Annotated in this window: 18 protein-coding genes and 1 riboswitch; of the genes, 2 read left to right on the top strand and 16 right to left on the bottom strand. The window is 33.5% G+C overall.

Translation table 11 applies throughout. The features are described from left to right. Nucleotides 1–41: 41 nt before the first annotated feature. A complete protein-coding gene (locus ACFCYN_RS12635) occupies nucleotides 42–341 on the top strand; it encodes a hypothetical protein (protein WP_172444013.1) in 300 nt (99 codons plus the stop codon). Between the two features lie 104 nt (nucleotides 342–445). Here the strand turns inward: ACFCYN_RS12635 and ACFCYN_RS12630 are convergent, their stop codons facing one another. The 3 genes from ACFCYN_RS12630 to ACFCYN_RS12620 form a co-directional block, all read right to left on the bottom strand. Further along, nucleotides 446–1,006, bottom strand: coding sequence for a TetR/AcrR family transcriptional regulator (locus tag ACFCYN_RS12630; protein WP_172444012.1), 561 nt, complete (start codon nucleotides 1,004–1,006; stop codon nucleotides 446–448). A gap of 16 nt (nucleotides 1,007–1,022) precedes the next feature. Then, nucleotides 1,023–1,715 (bottom strand): MBL fold metallo-hydrolase, encoded by a 693-nt coding sequence (locus ACFCYN_RS12625; RefSeq protein ID WP_375949629.1) that lies wholly within the window; start codon nucleotides 1,713–1,715, stop codon nucleotides 1,023–1,025. 636 nt (nucleotides 1,716–2,351) lie between these two features. Continuing rightward, nucleotides 2,352–3,824 (bottom strand): amino acid permease, encoded by a 1,473-nt coding sequence (locus ACFCYN_RS12620; protein WP_375949627.1) that lies wholly within the window; start codon nucleotides 3,822–3,824, stop codon nucleotides 2,352–2,354. Nucleotides 3,825–4,021: 197 nt separating this feature from the next. Beyond that, nucleotides 4,022–4,199: riboswitch (Lysine riboswitch) on the bottom strand. 267 nt (nucleotides 4,200–4,466) lie between these two features. Here ACFCYN_RS12620 and pdxK point away from each other — a divergent pair. After that, a complete protein-coding gene (gene pdxK / locus ACFCYN_RS12615) occupies nucleotides 4,467–5,282 on the top strand; it encodes a pyridoxine/pyridoxal/pyridoxamine kinase (RefSeq protein ID WP_098120902.1) in 816 nt (271 codons plus the stop codon). Between the two features lie 66 nt (nucleotides 5,283–5,348). On the opposite strand, the gene ACFCYN_RS12610 is transcribed toward pdxK, so the two are convergent. The 13 genes from ACFCYN_RS12610 to ACFCYN_RS12550 all read right to left on the bottom strand — a co-directional run bounded on the left by ACFCYN_RS12610 (nucleotide 5,349) and on the right by ACFCYN_RS12550 (nucleotide 18,530). Then, entirely contained in the window at nucleotides 5,349–5,546 is a 198-nt protein-coding gene (locus tag ACFCYN_RS12610; protein WP_375949624.1) for a hypothetical protein, read from the bottom strand. A gap of 81 nt (nucleotides 5,547–5,627) precedes the next feature. Then, nucleotides 5,628–6,221 (bottom strand): YdeI/OmpD-associated family protein, encoded by a 594-nt coding sequence (locus tag ACFCYN_RS12605; RefSeq protein WP_375949622.1) that lies wholly within the window; start codon nucleotides 6,219–6,221, stop codon nucleotides 5,628–5,630. Nucleotides 6,222–6,495: 274 nt separating this feature from the next. Beyond that, the gene (locus tag ACFCYN_RS12600; protein WP_172444006.1) at nucleotides 6,496–7,203 is read right to left on the bottom strand and encodes a nitroreductase family protein; all 708 of its coding nucleotides are present in this window, start codon (nucleotides 7,201–7,203) and stop codon (nucleotides 6,496–6,498) included. Between the two features lie 121 nt (nucleotides 7,204–7,324). Continuing rightward, nucleotides 7,325–7,753 carry an RrF2 family transcriptional regulator gene (locus ACFCYN_RS12595; protein ID WP_172444005.1) on the bottom strand — a complete coding sequence of 143 codons (429 nt, stop codon included), beginning with the start codon at nucleotides 7,751–7,753 and terminating at the stop codon, nucleotides 7,325–7,327. A gap of 117 nt (nucleotides 7,754–7,870) precedes the next feature. Further along, complete coding sequence (locus tag ACFCYN_RS12590; protein ID WP_172444004.1) at nucleotides 7,871–8,497, bottom strand: class I SAM-dependent methyltransferase; 627 nt, start codon at nucleotides 8,495–8,497, stop codon at nucleotides 7,871–7,873. A gap of 257 nt (nucleotides 8,498–8,754) precedes the next feature. After that, entirely contained in the window at nucleotides 8,755–10,266 is a 1,512-nt protein-coding gene (locus tag ACFCYN_RS12585) for an MDR family MFS transporter (protein WP_375949619.1), read from the bottom strand. Between the two features lie 52 nt (nucleotides 10,267–10,318). After that, nucleotides 10,319–10,498, bottom strand: a complete 180-nt coding sequence (locus ACFCYN_RS12580; protein ID WP_098120896.1) for a hypothetical protein — start codon at nucleotides 10,496–10,498, stop codon at nucleotides 10,319–10,321. A 288-nt stretch (nucleotides 10,499–10,786) separates the two neighbouring features. Beyond that, entirely contained in the window at nucleotides 10,787–11,314 is a 528-nt protein-coding gene (locus tag ACFCYN_RS12575; RefSeq protein ID WP_172444002.1) for an MFS transporter, read from the bottom strand. A 5-nt stretch (nucleotides 11,315–11,319) separates the two neighbouring features. Further along, nucleotides 11,320–12,759, bottom strand: coding sequence for an FAD-binding oxidoreductase (locus tag ACFCYN_RS12570; RefSeq protein WP_375949617.1), 1,440 nt, complete (start codon nucleotides 12,757–12,759; stop codon nucleotides 11,320–11,322). 174 nt (nucleotides 12,760–12,933) lie between these two features. Further along, nucleotides 12,934–14,352, bottom strand: a complete 1,419-nt coding sequence (locus ACFCYN_RS12565) for a PH domain-containing protein (RefSeq protein ID WP_375949615.1) — start codon at nucleotides 14,350–14,352, stop codon at nucleotides 12,934–12,936. Further along, entirely contained in the window at nucleotides 14,345–14,824 is a 480-nt protein-coding gene (locus ACFCYN_RS12560) for a PH domain-containing protein (protein ID WP_172443999.1), read from the bottom strand. The genes ACFCYN_RS12565 and ACFCYN_RS12560 overlap by 8 nt, the downstream gene beginning before the upstream one ends. 468 nt (nucleotides 14,825–15,292) lie before the next feature. Beyond that, nucleotides 15,293–16,429 (bottom strand): M20 peptidase aminoacylase family protein, encoded by a 1,137-nt coding sequence (locus tag ACFCYN_RS12555; RefSeq protein WP_375949613.1) that lies wholly within the window; start codon nucleotides 16,427–16,429, stop codon nucleotides 15,293–15,295. After that, nucleotides 16,422–18,530: a S9 family peptidase gene (locus ACFCYN_RS12550; RefSeq protein WP_375949611.1), complete on the bottom strand. Its 2,109-nt coding sequence runs from the start codon at nucleotides 18,528–18,530 to the stop codon at nucleotides 16,422–16,424. Before ACFCYN_RS12550 ends, ACFCYN_RS12555 begins: the two co-directional genes overlap by 8 nt. Nucleotides 18,531–18,535: the final 5 nt, after the last annotated feature.

Raw genomic sequence — 18,535 nt, 5'->3', positions numbered from 1 at the left:
TCAATATAAATCTTTTAATCTTATTGATGGAGGAAATGACTATGGTAAACAAATTAGAGGAATTAAATGAGAGAAATACGTTGAACCATAGAAATATTGTAAAGTATGTTAAACATGTCTTCGATGAGTTAGACACAAAAGTTAAAAGATTTCGTGACGAAACAGCAATTAAAGCAGCTCATCATGCAAAACCAGATTTAGAAGAAGAAACTTTATTTTATAGCAATATTCACAATATGAAAAAGCTACTAATTGACGTATTAGAGCGTACTACTGAAGATTTCGAACATCTTGGAGATAAAAACTGGAATAAAAACTTTGAAGATGGCGTAAATATTTGATTTTAAATAAAGACATAAAACTTACTTTTAAATAAAACGTATTTTCTCGATAAAAAGGATAGGAGGGTATTAAACCTTCCTATCCTTTTAATTATGGATACAAATCACTGCTTCAAATTACTTATATAATTTTTCAATACAAAAAGTACACTTTCATCGATTGGAATATTTATACCAAATCCTTCGCTTTTTTCAAGTGAGACAAAGCCATGGAGTAAGCTCCTTAAACCCCTAACTGCATGAATCAGTTCAATATCGGTTAAATTATATGGTTTCATTATTTCGTAAATTAGGTTTAAAATTTTATTCGCTGTTTGATGATACTCATCTTTTGGTGTTTGAGACGGAGATAAGGTAGCTTTGTATAAACCTGGATGAGTTCGAGCGTAATTAAGATAAGCAAAGGCTAAAGCAAAAATTGCTTTCTCGCTCCTTTGATGATTAACAGCCTCTTTAAGTTGTTCATAAAGCTGTGTAATAGCATATAGGGCAACACTATTTTTTAGTTCATCTAAATTCTTAATATGATTATAGATCGATGGTGGTTGAATCGTTAGCTTCTTTGCAAGATAACTTATCGTTAAAGCTTCCCACCCTTCTGTATCGACAATTTTAATTGAAGCCCTCAGTAATTCATTAAAATTCAATCCAATTCTTGGTGACATATCCTCCCCACTCCCACTACTGCTTTTTAAGAGCACGGTCAATCGCTTCTTGTGGATGACTTAGCATCGTACCATGACCAACTGCTAATAATGTAGGTTTCAAATCACTAATTTTCTTCGCACTATTTAATGCAGTCTCTTTACTCCAAGTTGCAAGAGTTGGAAAAGGAAATAAAATTCTTAATTGACCAGAAATCGCAAATCCTCCTCTTAACGAAAAAGCATCACCAGCAATAATTGCATTTGTGCGTTGATCCAAAAATGCCATCGAGCCTGGCGTATGACCAGGAACTTCAAACGCTATTAAAGAGCCTATCGTATCACCTTCTTGAAGTAAACGATCAGGAATCGTTTTTATATTTTTAGGAACATCGCCTTTTATAGGAATATTGGGTTCACTTGCTTCTAGACTAGTATCCCCTTTTAATAATTTTGCATCTCGTTTTGAAATAGACACGACCGCATCTGGAAGTAATGCTTTTAATTGATCAAGCGAACCGACATGATCACCGTGAGCATGTGTTAAAACGATATTCGTAATTTTTTTGCCTATTTGATTTGCTGTTTCTAAAATTTTAGTCGCACTAAAAGACAGCGCTGTGTCAATTAACGTAAGCTCGTTTTCTTCTTCAACTAAAAAACAATTTACAGGAAAGAAATTGGGTAAAAAGCTCAACTCATAAAGATGATTATTTTTCGTAATCTTCATATTATACCCTCCTAATAATAAAAACTAATACCTTTAGTTTTATAATACTAATGGTATTAGTTTTTGTGAACAAAAATTCCAAATTTTACATAAAAATCGTTAAAATGACTAAATATACTTCCATTTTTTGTAAGCTGAAAACTATTGGATCTAGTTGTTATTTGGTAATGGCGAACACTTTGTGTACTTTATTGATAAAGCTGTGAACTTCGTTGATAAAGCATTTGTTTTTGTTGATATAGTACTGATTTTTGTTGATATATAGGATTTTTTGTTGATAAGATGGTTGGCAGACTTTGCAATCCTTGGGTTTGTGCATAAATCAATGAATTCCGTGCTAATTGGAAGGATTTCGTGCATAAAATATCTAGCTTTAGAGTATATCAATTGATTTCATCCATAATGCCAATGGTTTCTGCGTTAATTGGTTGATTCTCCCACAATGTCACAGTTTTGTACGTATATCAATAACTCCATAAAAAAACGGGCAAAAAATAGTCTGGTCCTTTTTTGCTTAGAGTACAGCCACAAAAATACCACAGTTTTTAGAACCGTGGTACACCTCAAAATTTATACTTTCTTATCTTTCTAAAAAACCCTTTCATCATAGATGAAAGGGTTAGATCAAATAGTAATTTATTTTCTACTTAAATCCATTTCTTTATAAGGTACAACTTTTGTTCTATGTTTAACTTTATAACCTAACCAAACAATTAAAAATACAGGAATTCCAATGTATGAAACAAGTACACCCTGCCAGTTAATTGCATGACCAGTAAATGCTTGATAGTTTTGAGCTAAAACAATAAATAAACAAGCTAAGAATGCTAAGATTGGACCTAGAGGGAACCATTTTGCACGGTAAGGAAGTTCTTTCAAATCTTTCCCTTGAGCAACATACCCTTTACGGAATCGGTAGTGAGAAATCGCAATACCTAACCAAGCTATAAAACCTGATAAACCTGATAAATTTAATAACCAATTGTAAACTTGACCTTCACCGAAAAATGAAGATAAAAGAGCTAAAGAACCAACTGCAAGTGTTACGTATAAAGCATTTGTAGGAACACCATTTTTATTTACTTTTGTTAAGAATTTAGGTGCTTTTCCTTCTAATGCTAAAGTATATAACATACGTGTTGACGCATATGTTCCGCTATTACCTGCAGATAAAACTGATGTTAAAATAACTGTATTCATAACAGACGCTGCAAATGCAACACCTAATTTTTCAAATACTAAAGTAAATGGACTAACAGCAACACTGCCTCGCACTAAGTCAGGATCTGTATAAGGAATTAACAAGCCAATTACTACAATCGCTAACACGTAAAATAAAAGGATACGCCAGAAAATTTGACGAATAGCTTTTGGAACATTTTTTTCTGGATGTTCTGTCTCACCTGCTGCAACACCAATTAATTCAGTTCCTTGGAATGAAAATCCTGCAACGATAAAGATTGATAATACACCCAAAAATCCATTATGGAATGGAGCATCACCAACAGTAAAGTTTTTAAAACCTGCATCATGCCCTTTTAAAATACCAAAAATCATTGCAATACCAACAATTAAAAAGACAACAACAGTAACTACTTTAATTAATGAGAACCAAAATTCTGATTCACCATAACCTTTAACTGAAAGTAAATTTAAACCTAAAATAATAACTAAAAAGATTCCGCTCCATAATACTGCTGGAGTATGTGGGAACCAATATTTCATAAGCATTGCTGAAGCTAATAATTCAAAAGCTAATGTAATCGCCCAGTTATACCAATAATTCCAACCCATTGCAAAACCAAATGCTGGGTCTACATAGCGAGATCCGTAAGTACTAAATGAACCAGAAACTGGTAAATAAGTCGCCATCTCACCTAAACTAGTCATTAAGAAATAAACCATTATACCAATTAATCCGTAAGCTAAAATAGCACCACCAGGACCAGCTTCACTTATTGAAGATCCACTAGCTAAAAATAAACCTGTCCCTATCGATCCACCAATTGAAATCATAGTTAAATGTCTTGCTTTTAGACCTCTTTTTAAAGAAGTTTGGTTAGTATTCGTTTCTGTACGATCATTTTTCGGGTTTGTTAGTCCCATCATGTTGCCTCCTCTTGATTCTTGCAATCTTATCTTTACGCGAGAATATGGGACGGTATAAAGTGTTGTATGATGTGTATTTTACTCATGATTTTCAACAATATGTAAAGATTGGAAAATCCAGTAAAAAAAACAAAAAACACGTGAATCAATGTTCACGTGTTCTAGACTCAAATATATGTGTCAAACAGCATCAACATCTCTTCAATAGCCCTCCACAAGAAATCTTGTGACAGTCCTACGCTTATTTAGCAATAGGCCCAATAATAAATTTAAATGGTAAATTTATTATTTCGGCAGTTTCGCCTTTTATTACTTATCATAGGTCCCATAAACCTCAAAGTAATGACTAATCAAAACCGCGCCTCTATCCATACGAGATAAAGATCATATTAAATTTAATTTTATAAGTTCAATATACAATCTACTAATCTAGTTTGTCAATAGATTTTTCGACAAATTTTGAGGGTAACATGAAGAGAATTCTGGTTCTAAAGACCATGAAAGATTAGTAAAAAACTCAAATTTATTGTAAGACTTCAATTTTTTTACTAATATTGTCTAACGACTAATGCGCTTACCTTGTACCATTCGACTTCCTTTATGTATAATATTTCTATGTACTTCAAAGGAGGAATTTTTCACATGACAATTTATAAAGCACTTACACTTGCGGGATCAGATAGTAGTGGTGGAGCAGGGTTACAAGCTGATATTAAAACATTTCAGGAACGTAATGTTTATGGAATGAGTGCAATTACAACTTTAGTAGCGATGGATCCTCATAATCATTGGCATCATCAAGTATTCCCAATAGATATAGATACAATTGCAGCACAATTAGAAACAATCGTAGTTGGTGTTGGAATTCAAGCGATGAAAACAGGAATGCTAGGATCAGTTGAGATCATTGAGTTAGCTGCAAAAACGATTAAAAAACATAATATTGATCGCGTAGTTGTAGACCCAGTTATGATTTGTAAAGGAAATGACGAAGCTCTTCATCCAGAAACAAATGATGCATTAAGAGAAATTTTAGTTCCCCTTTCAACAGTTGTAACGCCAAACTTATTCGAGGCAGCACAATTAGCTAAAATGGCACCAATTTGTACAGTTGAACAAATGGAGGAAGCAGCACGCAAGATCCATGAGTTAGGTGCAAAATATGTTTTAGTAAAAGGCGGAAGCAAAATTCAGCATGAAAATGCAATAGACGTATTATTTGATGGTGAAAAAATCGAACATTTAGAATCTGACAGAATTGAAACTACATACACACATGGAGCAGGTTGTACATACTCTGCAGCAATTTGTGCAGAGCTTGCTAAAGGTGCAGAACCAAGAGAAGCAATTAACACTGCAAAAAAATTCATTACTGAAGCAATTCGTCACTCATTCCCAATTAATCAATACGTAGGCCCAACAAATCATATGGCTTATCGTTTACATGGTGAAGCTTAATAAATCAAGATAAAATAAAAACCACAAGGAATTAATTCCTTGTGGTTTTTACATTTTTTTTAAAGTTCACTTGATCACGTTTTTAATTAGTTTAAATAAATCTCTTGCTTTGAAAAAAACGAATCTTTCCCATCTAGCTAATAAACCATTTCCATTTTCTCCATTTGCAATCTGAATAGCGTGTTGCTTATGAAACTTAGCTACTCGTTGATTATGGTTACGATGCATATTGTGAAGATGAATTGCATGTTTATTTTGTCCCATACGATTCCCTCCTTCTTTTTATATTACTAGTGATAATCACTCTTTATTTAGCATGTATATATTTTTTTTACTAATTTTATACTAATCATTTAAACCTTTTCCGTCAAGAATATGATCAATATACTTTTCTACACGTGACGCTCTAGTTTTCGATTGTTTTGGTTGAGAAAAATAATAAATATAAGCTCTTTGACGCCCTGGAGTCAATGCTTCAAAAGCAGTTTTAAAGGCAGGGTTTTCATCTAATTTAAGTTGTAGTTCTTCAGGAACTTCATAATCTGCAGTCTTTTTTAATTCAACCTGCAAACCTGCTTTTTCCACTTCGATTGCTTCTTTAATATAATCGATTAAGACACTTTCCATTTCAATTATTTCTTGAATATTCGTAAACCGAATCTGACGTGCTGATTGTACATTTTCCGTCTGTTGTATTAGAATACCTTTTGGATCTTTTAACAACGCACCTTTGTGAAACAAAAGTGCACAATATTCTTTAAAACCATGTATTAAAACTACATTTTTATTATCAAGAGTGTAACAAGGATGCATCCATTTAAAATCTTCGGTCAATTCACACTCAAGCACGATTTCTCTCAATTTATAAAATTCTTCTTGCCACTTTTTGGCTCTAATTAAAAATGCTTCAACTTTAGGATGCATATTCCCATTCTCCATCAATAACACCTCACAAAATTACTTAAACAGATAATAACCGATCTTAAGGATTTAATATGTTCGTTTTATAGTAGTATAGCCATTATGTACCGAAACAAAATTCCCAATAGATTCACAAACTTCTTCGATTAAATTTTACAATACATATTCTTATAATACTAGTAGTTCCGTGTGAGGAGATGATGTGCTAAGGGAAAGAAATTTAGAAATAACAATAAAAAAGAACAGGTACTAGGTTCTCCCTATTCCCTGCCCTTCTTTTAACCCTGATTTCTTAATATTTATCCCAAGTAACAACTTCATCTAAAGTTAGACGAACTTTTTCGAAGCCTGCTTTAATTCCTTTACCTACTGAAATTAACATTACTGGTTTGAAGTTTGCTGGTACATTGAATGCTTCGATAAACTTCGCTTGGTCATATCCACCCATTGGTACCGTGTCTAAGCCTTTTGCTTTTGCAGCAAGCATAAATTGCATTGATACTAATCCACCGTCAATCATAGCAACTTTTGTAGCTACTTCTTCTGGTAAACTTCCATAGTTTTTCACAATTGAGCCTACATAGAAGTCTTTAACTTCTTGAGTCATCATTTCTTTTGCGACTAATTCATCATAAATGCGATCAGCATTTTTGAATGCCTCAATATCACCTAATACAGCGATTACTGCAGATGCATCAACAACTTGTTGTTGGTTATTTGCGATTGGTAATAATTTTTGTTTTGTTTCTTGATCTTTAATGACAAGAAATCTCCATGGTTGTAAGTTTGATGATGATGGAGCTTGGATTGCAATTTCAAGTAATTCTTTAATTTCATCATCAGACAGTTGAAAACTTGGATCATAATGACGAACTGATCTTCTTTCTTTTGCGACAGTAAAGAAATCTGTGCTTTCAATTTCTTTAGGTGCATCAGTTCCAAAATCAATTTCGTTTACTTTATTTAAATATTCTTCTCTTTCTGTTTTCGTACTAGACATATTGATCTCTCCTTGATTAACTGTATTATTTACAAGTACAGTATATGACTTTAACTGTATAAAAGTCAACTACAGTTTCTAAAAAAAAATAAAATCGAAACTATATTGTTTCGATTTTATTTTACCCATTCTCTTTTTCATTAGGTAATAAGTCAGAAATTGTTTTCTTCGCAAGGCCTTCAACTAGCCAGCTCTCCATCTCGTCTTTTAACTCGTATAAAGCCGATTTTGTAGAAGGAGCAAAACATTCCTTACTATTAACATCCAAGAAACCTTTGGAATATGGATCAGATCTCATCGCATCATAAACATCTTTTAAAGTAATTTCATTAACATCTTTCGCTAAGTAATATCCACCATCTCGACCTTCTTTAGCTGAAATGATCCCCGCTTTAACTAAATTGGCAAGAATTTTTCGTAAGAAGGTTGACTGGGCTTCAAGTTTCTGAGCTAAAACTGCACTTGGGCATATTCCATCTTGCTCTGCTAAAATGAGTAGAGATTGCAGTGCTAGTCCAAACCATTTCGTACTAGAAACCTTATCTTTCAAGAGCTTTCACCTCAATTAATAGTCTAAACTATTTTACGAAAAAGACAACCACCTGTTAATATTGCACTTCTAAGCAAAAATGAGGAAGCCTATGGACTCCCCTTAGTTCGCTATATTTTATCTTTTTTGACATTTTATCATCGTAAATTTAAATGGAGGTTTATTTTCCATATTCTTATGTGGTTCAACAATTTCTAATGCTTCGATCAATCCATATTTTCCAAACTCTTGTTTAATCGATTCGGAATCATAAAAAAATAATTTCATCCCTTCCGTTATTTCGAAATAGTTTTCACCTAGTTGTTTGCCCTTACCAAACATTGGAGCATCTTTTGAAATAGTAGTGAAAATCATATATCCATTTGGACTTAATTGGTTATAACAATCACTAATAAACTTTTCTCGATCATGTTTATTCAATAAATGAATAAGTGCGTAGCAAAAAATCCCATCATACTGTCTGTTATCAAAAGGCATATCGGTAACTGAACCATGAAAAATATGAGAACTCATTCCATTTTTCCTAGCCAATTCAATCGCTGTTTCAGAGATTTCAATGCCAGTTACATTTATTCCGTTTTCAATAAAAACATTTGCATTTCGACCATATCCAAAACCCGGAATTAATATGTCCTTAATATTCTTCTCAACGAAAAAGTCTTTTGTCAAAATTGCTGAATCTGCAGGCTCTAACCCCCACATCATTTGATTTTCGATAAAACTTGATTCCCAAATTTCTGTCATAATAATCTCTCTCCTTTAGTATCTTACTATTTACTTCCTCAAGCCCTCTTTTCGGGCAGGGCGAACAGATTATGAACAATGTGCAAAAAGTTGTGCACTTGGTTCATAAAGTGATGATATTTATGCATAAAGTCCGTAAATTTGTTCATAAAACAGAGATTTTTGTTCATAAAGCGTATTATTTTCATCATCTTGCTTTACTATATCAAACCTCTAAAAAAAGAAAGACCAAAGGTCTTTCTTTTTAATATCACTATTTATGAAGCATTACTCTTAGCAAAATCTTTATCAGATAAACGTTCATTACCCATTAGGAAAATTGAAATCAGCGCCAATCCTACTGGAACTAGTGTCCAAAGGAAAGTATGGGCGATTGAAGAAGAAAACACATCTATAATTTTCGTCAATATTGGTGCTGGAATCAGTTTTTGAGCTTCAGGTGTAAATGCTTGATTAATATTAGAGAAATTTTGAGGTGCTCCGCTACCTGCAAAAGCATCTGTAATTTTGTCAGTAAATACATTTCGTTGAATAACACCAAAAACAGTAATCCCTACTGTCATTCCTAATGCACGTAGGAATGAGTTTGTTGAACTTGCTGAACCACGATTTTCATTGTCAAAGTGATGCATTGCAGACATACCAAGAACTGAGAATGAAGCTCCAACGCCAAGTCCAACAATAACCATATACACAATCACTTGGAATTTACTCGTATCAGGTGTGATCGTACCTAAACAAATAATACCTGCTAATAATAGGACAACCGAACCGAACATTATACTACGATAACTCATTCGATTTGCTAATGCCCCACCCAGTGTAGCAGAAATACTTACACTTACCATCATTGGTAATAAAACTAAGCCAGAATTCGTTGCTGTTCCACCTTGAACAAATTGAATAAAGATCGGGATATAAATTGTTGCAGCGATGAATGCCGCCCCGTAGAATAATCCGACAAAGTTACTAGCAGCAAAAAGTCGATATTTAAACATATCAAATGAAATAATCGGTTCTGCTACTTTACGTTCAATAAATAAGAAAACAATTAAGAAAACTGCGAACCCAGCAAATAAACCTAAAATTTGAACTGAATCCCAAGCATATTCTTTTCCGCCAAGCTCAAGTGCAAACATTAAACAGACAATACTAATTACAAATGTAATTGCACCCCACCAGTCGATTTGTTGCTTTGTATGGTTTTTCGATTCAACATAAAAATAACCGATTAATCCTAATGTTAAAAGTCCAAATGGAATATTGATATAGAAAATAAATCTCCAGTTAATATAATCTGTAATGTAAGCACCAATTAGTGGTCCAAGTACGCTTGATAATCCAAATACTGCACCAAAAATACCGCTCATTTTACCACGCTTTTCAACAGGAAACACATCCCAAATAATTGTAAAAGCAATTGGCATTAAAGCACTTCCACCAATACCTTGAATCGCACGGTAAACACTAAGTTGAATAATAGAAGTTGCAGTTCCACAAAGAATCGAGCCTAAAATGAATAAGATAATACCTAACATAAAAAATCTTTTTCTACCGTACATATCAGAAAGTTTACCGAAAATTGGCATCCCAGCCATTTCAGTCACTAAATAAGCTGACGTTACCCAAACAAATTTATCATAGCCACCTAAGTCTTTTAAAATTGTTGGCATCGCAGTTGAAACAATTGTGTTATCAAGAGAAGCGAAAAATATCCCTAGTAATAACGCAATCATAACAGGAACCAATTTTGTTTCCCTTTTTTGCATAATCATCTCTCCTTTACCTTTCATGCCTATAAATCAAAATACAGTCTCAAATTCAATCTCTATTAATGTATAAAATAGCATTGCTTAATAGACCTAAACCTATACCAATTCCAAACCCAAGAAAGCCACCTACAATTAGATGTGATGTAAAATAACCTACACCTAAACCAACTACTAAACCTAAAATTACAAAAGCTCCATAAAAAAGACCAACAGCTTCTTCGTGTCTCATATTATATAATCATCCCTTCATACAATTTAACTTCAAATAAAATAATAAGCGCGTTACTTTATTTAATTTAAAGTTAATATAACATTGTTTCGTTACTTAGACAATATAAAAATTAAAATTTATTGTAGTATTTTTATTAAAAACAATAATTTATATGTAAATGATTACAATAAAACCTTAATATTATTGAATAAAAAAGGGATGCAACAACGTTACGGCACAAATGAAAAGGTAAAAACAAAACATTGTTGTGTTGCATTGACTTTTCACTAATAAAGAGTGTTTTGTTTATTTCTTACTTCTGATCATTTTATAACCAAGACCAAATGCGCTAATTAAAAATAGCCATGCTGCTAAATGAAACATAAATTGGATGTCAATTGTTTCAAGCAAAGTTCCTACACCTATAATACATATTGCCGTTACAAAAGATGTCCAAAATAAGTAGCTTCTATAAAAATCAGACGAAGCATTCATAAATAACTTTTTTTCAGCAATCTTGAACAATGCAGTAAAACCACCAAATAGAACTTGGCCAACATAAACAATTTTTATATTATCGACCAAAGGTAGTGAAAAGAACAAAAGACAGCAAAATAATGAATGCAATACCATTAATAAATAGGGCGAAACAGAGTCAACAAAACGGCCACCAAAGTAGACTACAACACTTAAGCTTAATGAAAAAAGTCCATACAATAAACTAAATACATCATACGCATCCCCTATATTCCTTAAAAAGAGGACATAATATGGAAAGACTAAAGAGCTACTAAAGCCAATAATACTAAGTAATGCGATTACATAACGATTCATAGGATTTACTCCCCGTAATTTTCATAAAAAGTATTCATAAATACACTATCTGGATCAAACGCTTTCTTCTTATTAAAAAAATCTTCAGTTCTTGAATAAGCCGACTGCATTTGTTGCTTAGTTTGATAAGGATAATACGGTAAGTAATAGGTTCCTCGATGTTTTATTGTTAGATCAGTCCATTTTTGAATAACCTCTGAAGCTTTATGAACAGAATCTTTATCTTTTCCATGTTGAATCAAAACAACAAAAGCAAACATATCATCTTTTGCATAATTCATGACTGTTTCATTATCTTTTTCAACATATCGAATCGTTATATTTAAAAGATTAAAATCATGCTCATATTGTAAATATTCTCTAACCTCGTCAATATAGCTAACAAATTCATCTACAGGTACGAAAAACTCTTGTAAAACTTGTGTATCTTGACGATCATCGAATTCCATAAACTTGCTTTCTGAGCGCATAACATTATTACGAGTTTCATAGCTTCCATTTAATGAATGAATAAAGCTATATTGCAGTTGCCAGAAAAGATCTTTACCAATATCCGATGTTCTGGACATACCGAGAGCAAGCTTTGGTAAAAAAGCGGAATGATCTTCCTTCAGCTCTTTATCCGAATCTGACATTTTACGAGATGTTTCCATATAATTAATGGCATAAACTTTGTCAAAAAAACTATCTGGTGCAACAGAAATTCTAGCGATATGCATCCTTGCATTTTTATTTTCTAAAACGTTTTTCTTAAAATACGCCGGATATTTATCATAATCCATCGTTTTTGTTTCTACTTGATATAATTCATTATTTGTTAATTGAAGTTCTACTTCTAAAATAACTCCAAATAGTCCATAACCACCTAATACATAAGGAAAAAGCTCTTTATTCTCAGTACGACTTACTTTGATTACTTTCCCTTTTGGAGTTAGTAATGTGAACCAGTTAACTGTACTAGCTAATGAATGATTCCGAATATCACGTCCGTGTGCATTCACACTTAATGATCCACCGACAGAAAATATCTCTTGAGACTGAGTTACCTTCAGAGCCAGATTATACGGATTAATTGCTTTTTGTATATCACCCCAGGTTGCTCCACTTTGAACAATTACTGTTTTATGAACTGGATCCACTTTTTCAACTTTATTAAATGTTTTTAAGTCGATCACAACTCCATCTTTATAATATGTATGTCCTCCTTGACTATGGCGCTCGCCTGCAATTGAAACTGTCTTGCCTTGTTCTTTTGCATCAATGACAATTTTCTTTAATTGTTCTACTTCTTTCCCTTTAACAACACGATCAATTTTTGTTGGAAGTAGGTGTCCAACATCATCAATCATTCCATGCTTTAATGGAGTTGGTTTATTCCATAGAGTATGTAAAACTGTAACAAACACTGTTAAGAGGAGTATTCCTACTATTATTTTTTTCCTCACGTTCTTTTCCCCCTAATAGATAAAATAAACTTAAGCGTTAAAAAAAGACGTGACTACAATAATGTAAACACGTCTTTTTTTTTTAACACTATTGTCCTGTTCACTAATAATCATTAAAAGTTTAACAGAACTAAAAATCTTGTAAAAACTACTTACTCTATAATATAAGACAATTTATTTACTAAACCATCCAATCATTCGATTTACATCTTTTTCATCTAAATGTCTTACTTGATAAGTGTGACCAAATTGACTTGATAGGATTGTTATATAAATCGTTTTTAGTTTTACTCTTCTTTGCAGAAAACTTTGTTCACCTATCAGTACTTGTATTCTCTCTTTTGGTAAAATCGCAGTTGTTCTTGAGAAGTAACCAGATTGAACAATCACTGTACGATCTAATAATGTATAGCCGGCGTTTCTAAATCCTAATTCAGCAATAAGTAAGCCTATTAATACGATTGCATATGCCCAAAAATGGACAAATGGAAGTAATACGATCCCGCTTGCAATAAGAAGAAAAATAATCAACATTCTAGAATAATACGTTTTTCGGGCTCTTTTTGGTGCTCGATTTGCAATATCTTCATAGTTAATAGTAGGTAGAAAGTTTTTTAGGAATAATTGTACATCCTTCGTTTTAATAAATGGATGAAGAACATGCCTACCTTGCTCCTGCTTATCCCCCATCCCAACAGCTTCTACATAAACTGTTGAATAACCAAATAATTGACGAATGATCCCTTCCTTTATAACGACACCTTGAATCCTTTTTAAGGAAACCGTAAATTCATTTTTTTCTAATAATCCTCTTGTTATAATAATTCGATTTTCTCTTCTTTGGACTGTAAAGTTTGCAAATTTTAATATGTATCTTATTGTAGAGAAGATTAACGCAAGCAATAAACTACCTAAAAATGCAATAAAAAACATCATATAAGTAAACGATTGAATTTGATTGTATATTGCTACATATATACTATGTGGAAGCAAGTCCTCAATTTGTGAAAATAACGATGCTAGTACGGCAAAAGCTAGTCCAACCTCAAATGAAGTGATTCCAGCTAAAAAAAGTTTTCTCGTTTCAATTGTTAAACTAATATCAACAAATGATTCTGCCTGTACACTATTTCCCTCAGCTACAACCGAATCTACTTTTTTCTTTTTAGAACTTAAGACTTCATTCTTTAATGAAAGTGCCACTTCTTTTGGTATAGCATTTAAAATACCTTCAGCTTTTTTTCCACCAGCCGTTTCAATTCGAACACTCACAACATTAAAAAGCTGTTGAATAAAACCAGCATTGATTGAAAAAGATTGGATTCGTTCTTTTTGAATAAATGTATTTTCAATTACAAATAATCCTGAACGAATTCGAAACTCTTCTTCAGTTATATAGTAAGTAAAGCGATACCATTTAATGATCGCTGATGCAACAGGAAAAAAAATTAGAACTCCAGCAAACAAATATTGAAACATTGACCCTTTACCACCTGAAATTAGAAGAATAATAAGTGGTATTAGTACGTTTTTTATTTGTTCTAAAAATACGGTTAGGATATAAGCTGGATGTTGTCTTTTTGGCTCAAACATCGTCATCACTTATCCTTGCTAGGTAGATAATTTTATCTCTAAGCTTTTCAGCGACATGGTGTTCTAAGCCTTCAATTTCATGTGTGGTGGCAGCCGTGGAAATATTTACTGTAGATAAACCGTATCGACGTAGTATTGGTCCTACCTCAGTCGTAACGTGTTGAACTCTGACCATCGGAATAACGATTCGTTTAATAACAAATATTCCTTTTTGAATTTCTAACTCATTTTCATATATCTCATATGCAGTATATTTGAATCTAAGTGTAGGGAAAAATAAAGTTAAAAAAAGAATTAACACTATAACGACAGCTATAATAATCATTAAAATAAAGAAAGGAAGTGAAAAATGTCTCATAAGAAAATAATAGATAATTGGTAATGTAACTAGAGAGATACTACTTAATAGTGATGTAATTCTCCATACAGACCTCATCTTTAATGATGGTCTTTGAGATGGATTTGCTCTCATTTAATCACCTTTTCTATCTCATTAATCTATCACTTACTATATCATACCATGAGTCAAACTATTCACAAACCTCCTATTTATCGACAAAGTTAAAAAAAGGTAATTTTTCCCACACTTAAATACAATATTGATTAGTAAGTACTTAAAAATAGATAAAATTTGGTACGTGAAATTTCACCAAATGTCACAATATGCCTAAACTTTATCTAGCTATTATTTTCTATGGGATCTAATCAATGTTTCATCAAAAAAAGGATTTCTCATAAGAATGAGAAACCCTCTTTCAAGTTAAACAGTCACACACTTTCTAAAATCAACAATAACCTATGCCTATGCTTCAACGAGCCAAGTAAATTCTTCAATAGGATTGAAATACATTAAAAGCGTTTTAATTTGGCTCAAGTAATACTACATAAGTATGGACGTTAGCGGCATCATTAGACTTAATAGATTCGTCACTAAGTTACTTTATAACGCCAACATCTTAATCAATGCCGTACTTAAGATTTTAACACCGTTTGATAGAGAATCTAGATTAAAACTCATATTCGGGTGATGCAAGCCTGGCTTCAAGTCTGTTCCTAATCCTACCATTGTTAATTGTAAATGAGGGAAATTTGTTTTGTAAAAATGAAAATCTTCTCCTCCAGGTGTGTTAACGGCTGGAGCTAAGCTTTCAATTCCGGTTGCTTCCACGATCGCCTCTTTTACGACCTTTTCCATCAACTGACTTTTTTCTGCAGCCACCATTTCTGCAATGGTTTCCATAAAAACTTCTGCATGATTGGCCGTTCCAGCTGCAAAAACCGCTTGTTCAATATCTTTGATTAACTCTTTCATTATTTCATTTCGTTCGGCTCGTACATCAATTCCGAACTCAGCAAAATCTGGGATGATATTTACATTATCTCCACCAGCCGTTACCATTGTTACCTTTGCAGATGCAGAAACAGATGGATCTACCTTTACCGCATTGACTGCTTGAATGATTGCTCCAAGGGAATCTACTACATTTATTCCGAGATTCGGTCTAGCTCCGTGAGCCTGTTTCCCTTTGATCGTCCCTTTTAATAGAGTTGTAGCCCCATGATAGATAGCAGGTGCCGCTTCTCCAAATTTCAATTCTTGAATAGGGCGCACATGAAGACCAAGTAAAAGTTTCACGTCATTTAGAACCCCTCTTTCAATCATCGCTTGTGCACCTTTCCCAGTTTCCTCGGCTGGTTGAAAGATTATTTTTATTAATCCTTTAGGTTCATATCCAATTTCCTTCAAACAAGTTATGGCATAAAGTACCATTGTCATATGAGCGTCATGACCACAGGAATGATTTGCTTTCCATTCTCCATCCACTAGCTGCCACAAAGCATCCATATCAGATCTGATCCCAATTGTTGGTCCTTCTTCTTTATTTCCCCAGTATCCAACGACACCGGTAATGTCCTCAAACGTTTCATATCGTATATTCAAATTTTCTAATTGTTCACATAAGAACCTAGTTGTCTCAAATTCTTTCCAACTAATTTCAGCATGTTTATGAAGATACTGATAAGTAGACTTTATCGACTCGTCATGCTGAGAAACCCACGTATTAATCTCATTCATGGATGGCCAAACTCCCTTTTGATAATGATTCTTGTAACTGTGAAGTTACAAAATCTAGCATGGCTTCTAACCTTTGAATTCGCAACGTAGGTTTCCCAATTTGAAGAAGTGCATGGCTTGAGTTCGGTACCCGGACAAATTGCACCTCTCCTCCCTTCCTCTTAATGTGTGAATAGAACTGCTCCGCCTGTTCGATTGGACATCTTAAATCACTCTCATTATGAAGAAGCAAAAGTGGTGTATTCACATTTTCCACATAAGCAAGTGGAGAGCGTTTCCAAAGTGATACTACATCCGTTTTCCCTTGAAATTCTACATCCATAAATTCCGGCGCGATATCACTAGTACCATACATTGAAATCCAATTTGAAATACAACCTTCTGATACAGCAGCAAAAAATTGATCGGTATGAGTAATTAGCCAATTCACCATAAATCCACCATAACTAATTCCATTGACTGCCACCTTGTTTTTATCAAGAAAATCAAATCGACGTAAAGCCTCGTTTAACCCATTAAATAGGTCGATCATATCCTTTCCGCCATAATCGCCACACACTGCATTCGTAAAATCTTCACCAAACCCAGAAGTCCCCCGTGGATTAAGGTAAACAACCGCAAATCCTTGTGCAGAGAATAGTTGCATTTGGTGAAAATATGTAAAACCGAACGAAGAATGGGGGCCACCATGAATATCTAATAATACAGGGTATTTTTTTCCTTCCTCAAAATTAGCTGGCTTAAGAACAAATCCTTGAATCTGCCATTTATCCTCCGAACGATACGAAAAGACTTTTGGTTTGACTACTTTTACCTCAGATATGTAGGCATCATTACAGTCATCTATACGTACTTCGTTTGTGAATAAGGATGGTACTTCTGGAATAGAAAATTCTTCCATTGGTTCTCTCTTAATATAATGATATCCCGTATTATTCTTAACATTAACGACAGCAATTTTTCCAGGGTGTTCGTAAGACGAATACGCTAAAACAAATGTTTGGTCGCCATTATAAGAAAAATGAAAAATAGTCCGATCTCCACCAATTACTATACGACCTCTTCCATCTGAATCATCCACAGCAAATCGGACAATTTCATTCCTGCCTTCTCGAGTTCCTAGGCAAAATACGTACTGTCCATTTCTGGACCATTGAGGTTTCAAAGGACTTTTTAGGAAGCGCATATCAGTAAAAATCATATCACCTAGCGTATCATGATATTGTTTACTTAAATGTCTAACTTCTCCTCCATAAGCCGGAATTAGTTGTAATTGAATTTGATTATAATAGTAGGAAAAATACGCAATCCACTTTCCATCAGGTGAATAAGATGGCGAATGCGCATTTGCTTTTGGATACACCAATTTTTCTTCTCCACCATGTGCTGGTATAGTGTAGATCCTTTTACCATATAGTCCACTCTCTCCATCATTTGAAGAAGTAAAAGCAATATATTTCCCATCCGGTGAAATAGTAGGTTCTGAGATATGGTGTGGTCTATTCGTTAATTGTTCGAACTCCCCTGTTTTGACATTTATTGAAACAAGCTGGCGAGTGTGGGGGGGTTGAAGACCAATCCCATCATTTTTGTAATAAAGCTTGTTGAAGCGTTTCGAACCTTCGTGCCACTGTTTATTTCGAGCATTGATTTCATCAATGGCTTCGGCTTCACTTATATTTTCATTAAACACTTCCACTTCTTTGTTTTGTGCTACTGGTACTAAACCATAAATCATATCTCTATTTGGTGACCAAATAATTGAGCTAATACCATATTTAAATTTTGTAAGACATCTCTCCTGCTTAGAGTCTAGTGATAATAGCCAAATTTGCGAACCATAACTTCGATTAGAAAGATATGCAATGGTGTTTCCGTTTGACGACCAGATAGGTTGGGTGTTACTTTTTCCGTTAGTAGTTAGTTGCTGATCCATTGTTCCTTCTATATTAGCTAAGAACAAATGCGTATTATAATCATTTTCTTTCTCACAAGCTTTCGTTTTTTCATAGATTACTTGTTTCCCATCAGGTGATATCACGGGATTGCTTGGCCATTCAAAACGATAAATATCTTCTGGTTTCGTAAGTCTTATAGTCATATTTT

The organism is Gottfriedia sp. NPDC056225, assembly GCF_042267765.1.
Taxonomy (GTDB): domain Bacteria; phylum Bacillota; class Bacilli; order Bacillales; family Bacillaceae_G; genus Gottfriedia.
The sequence above is the reverse complement of the archived record's forward strand: the minus strand, read 5'-3'. Positions and strand labels throughout refer to the sequence as shown.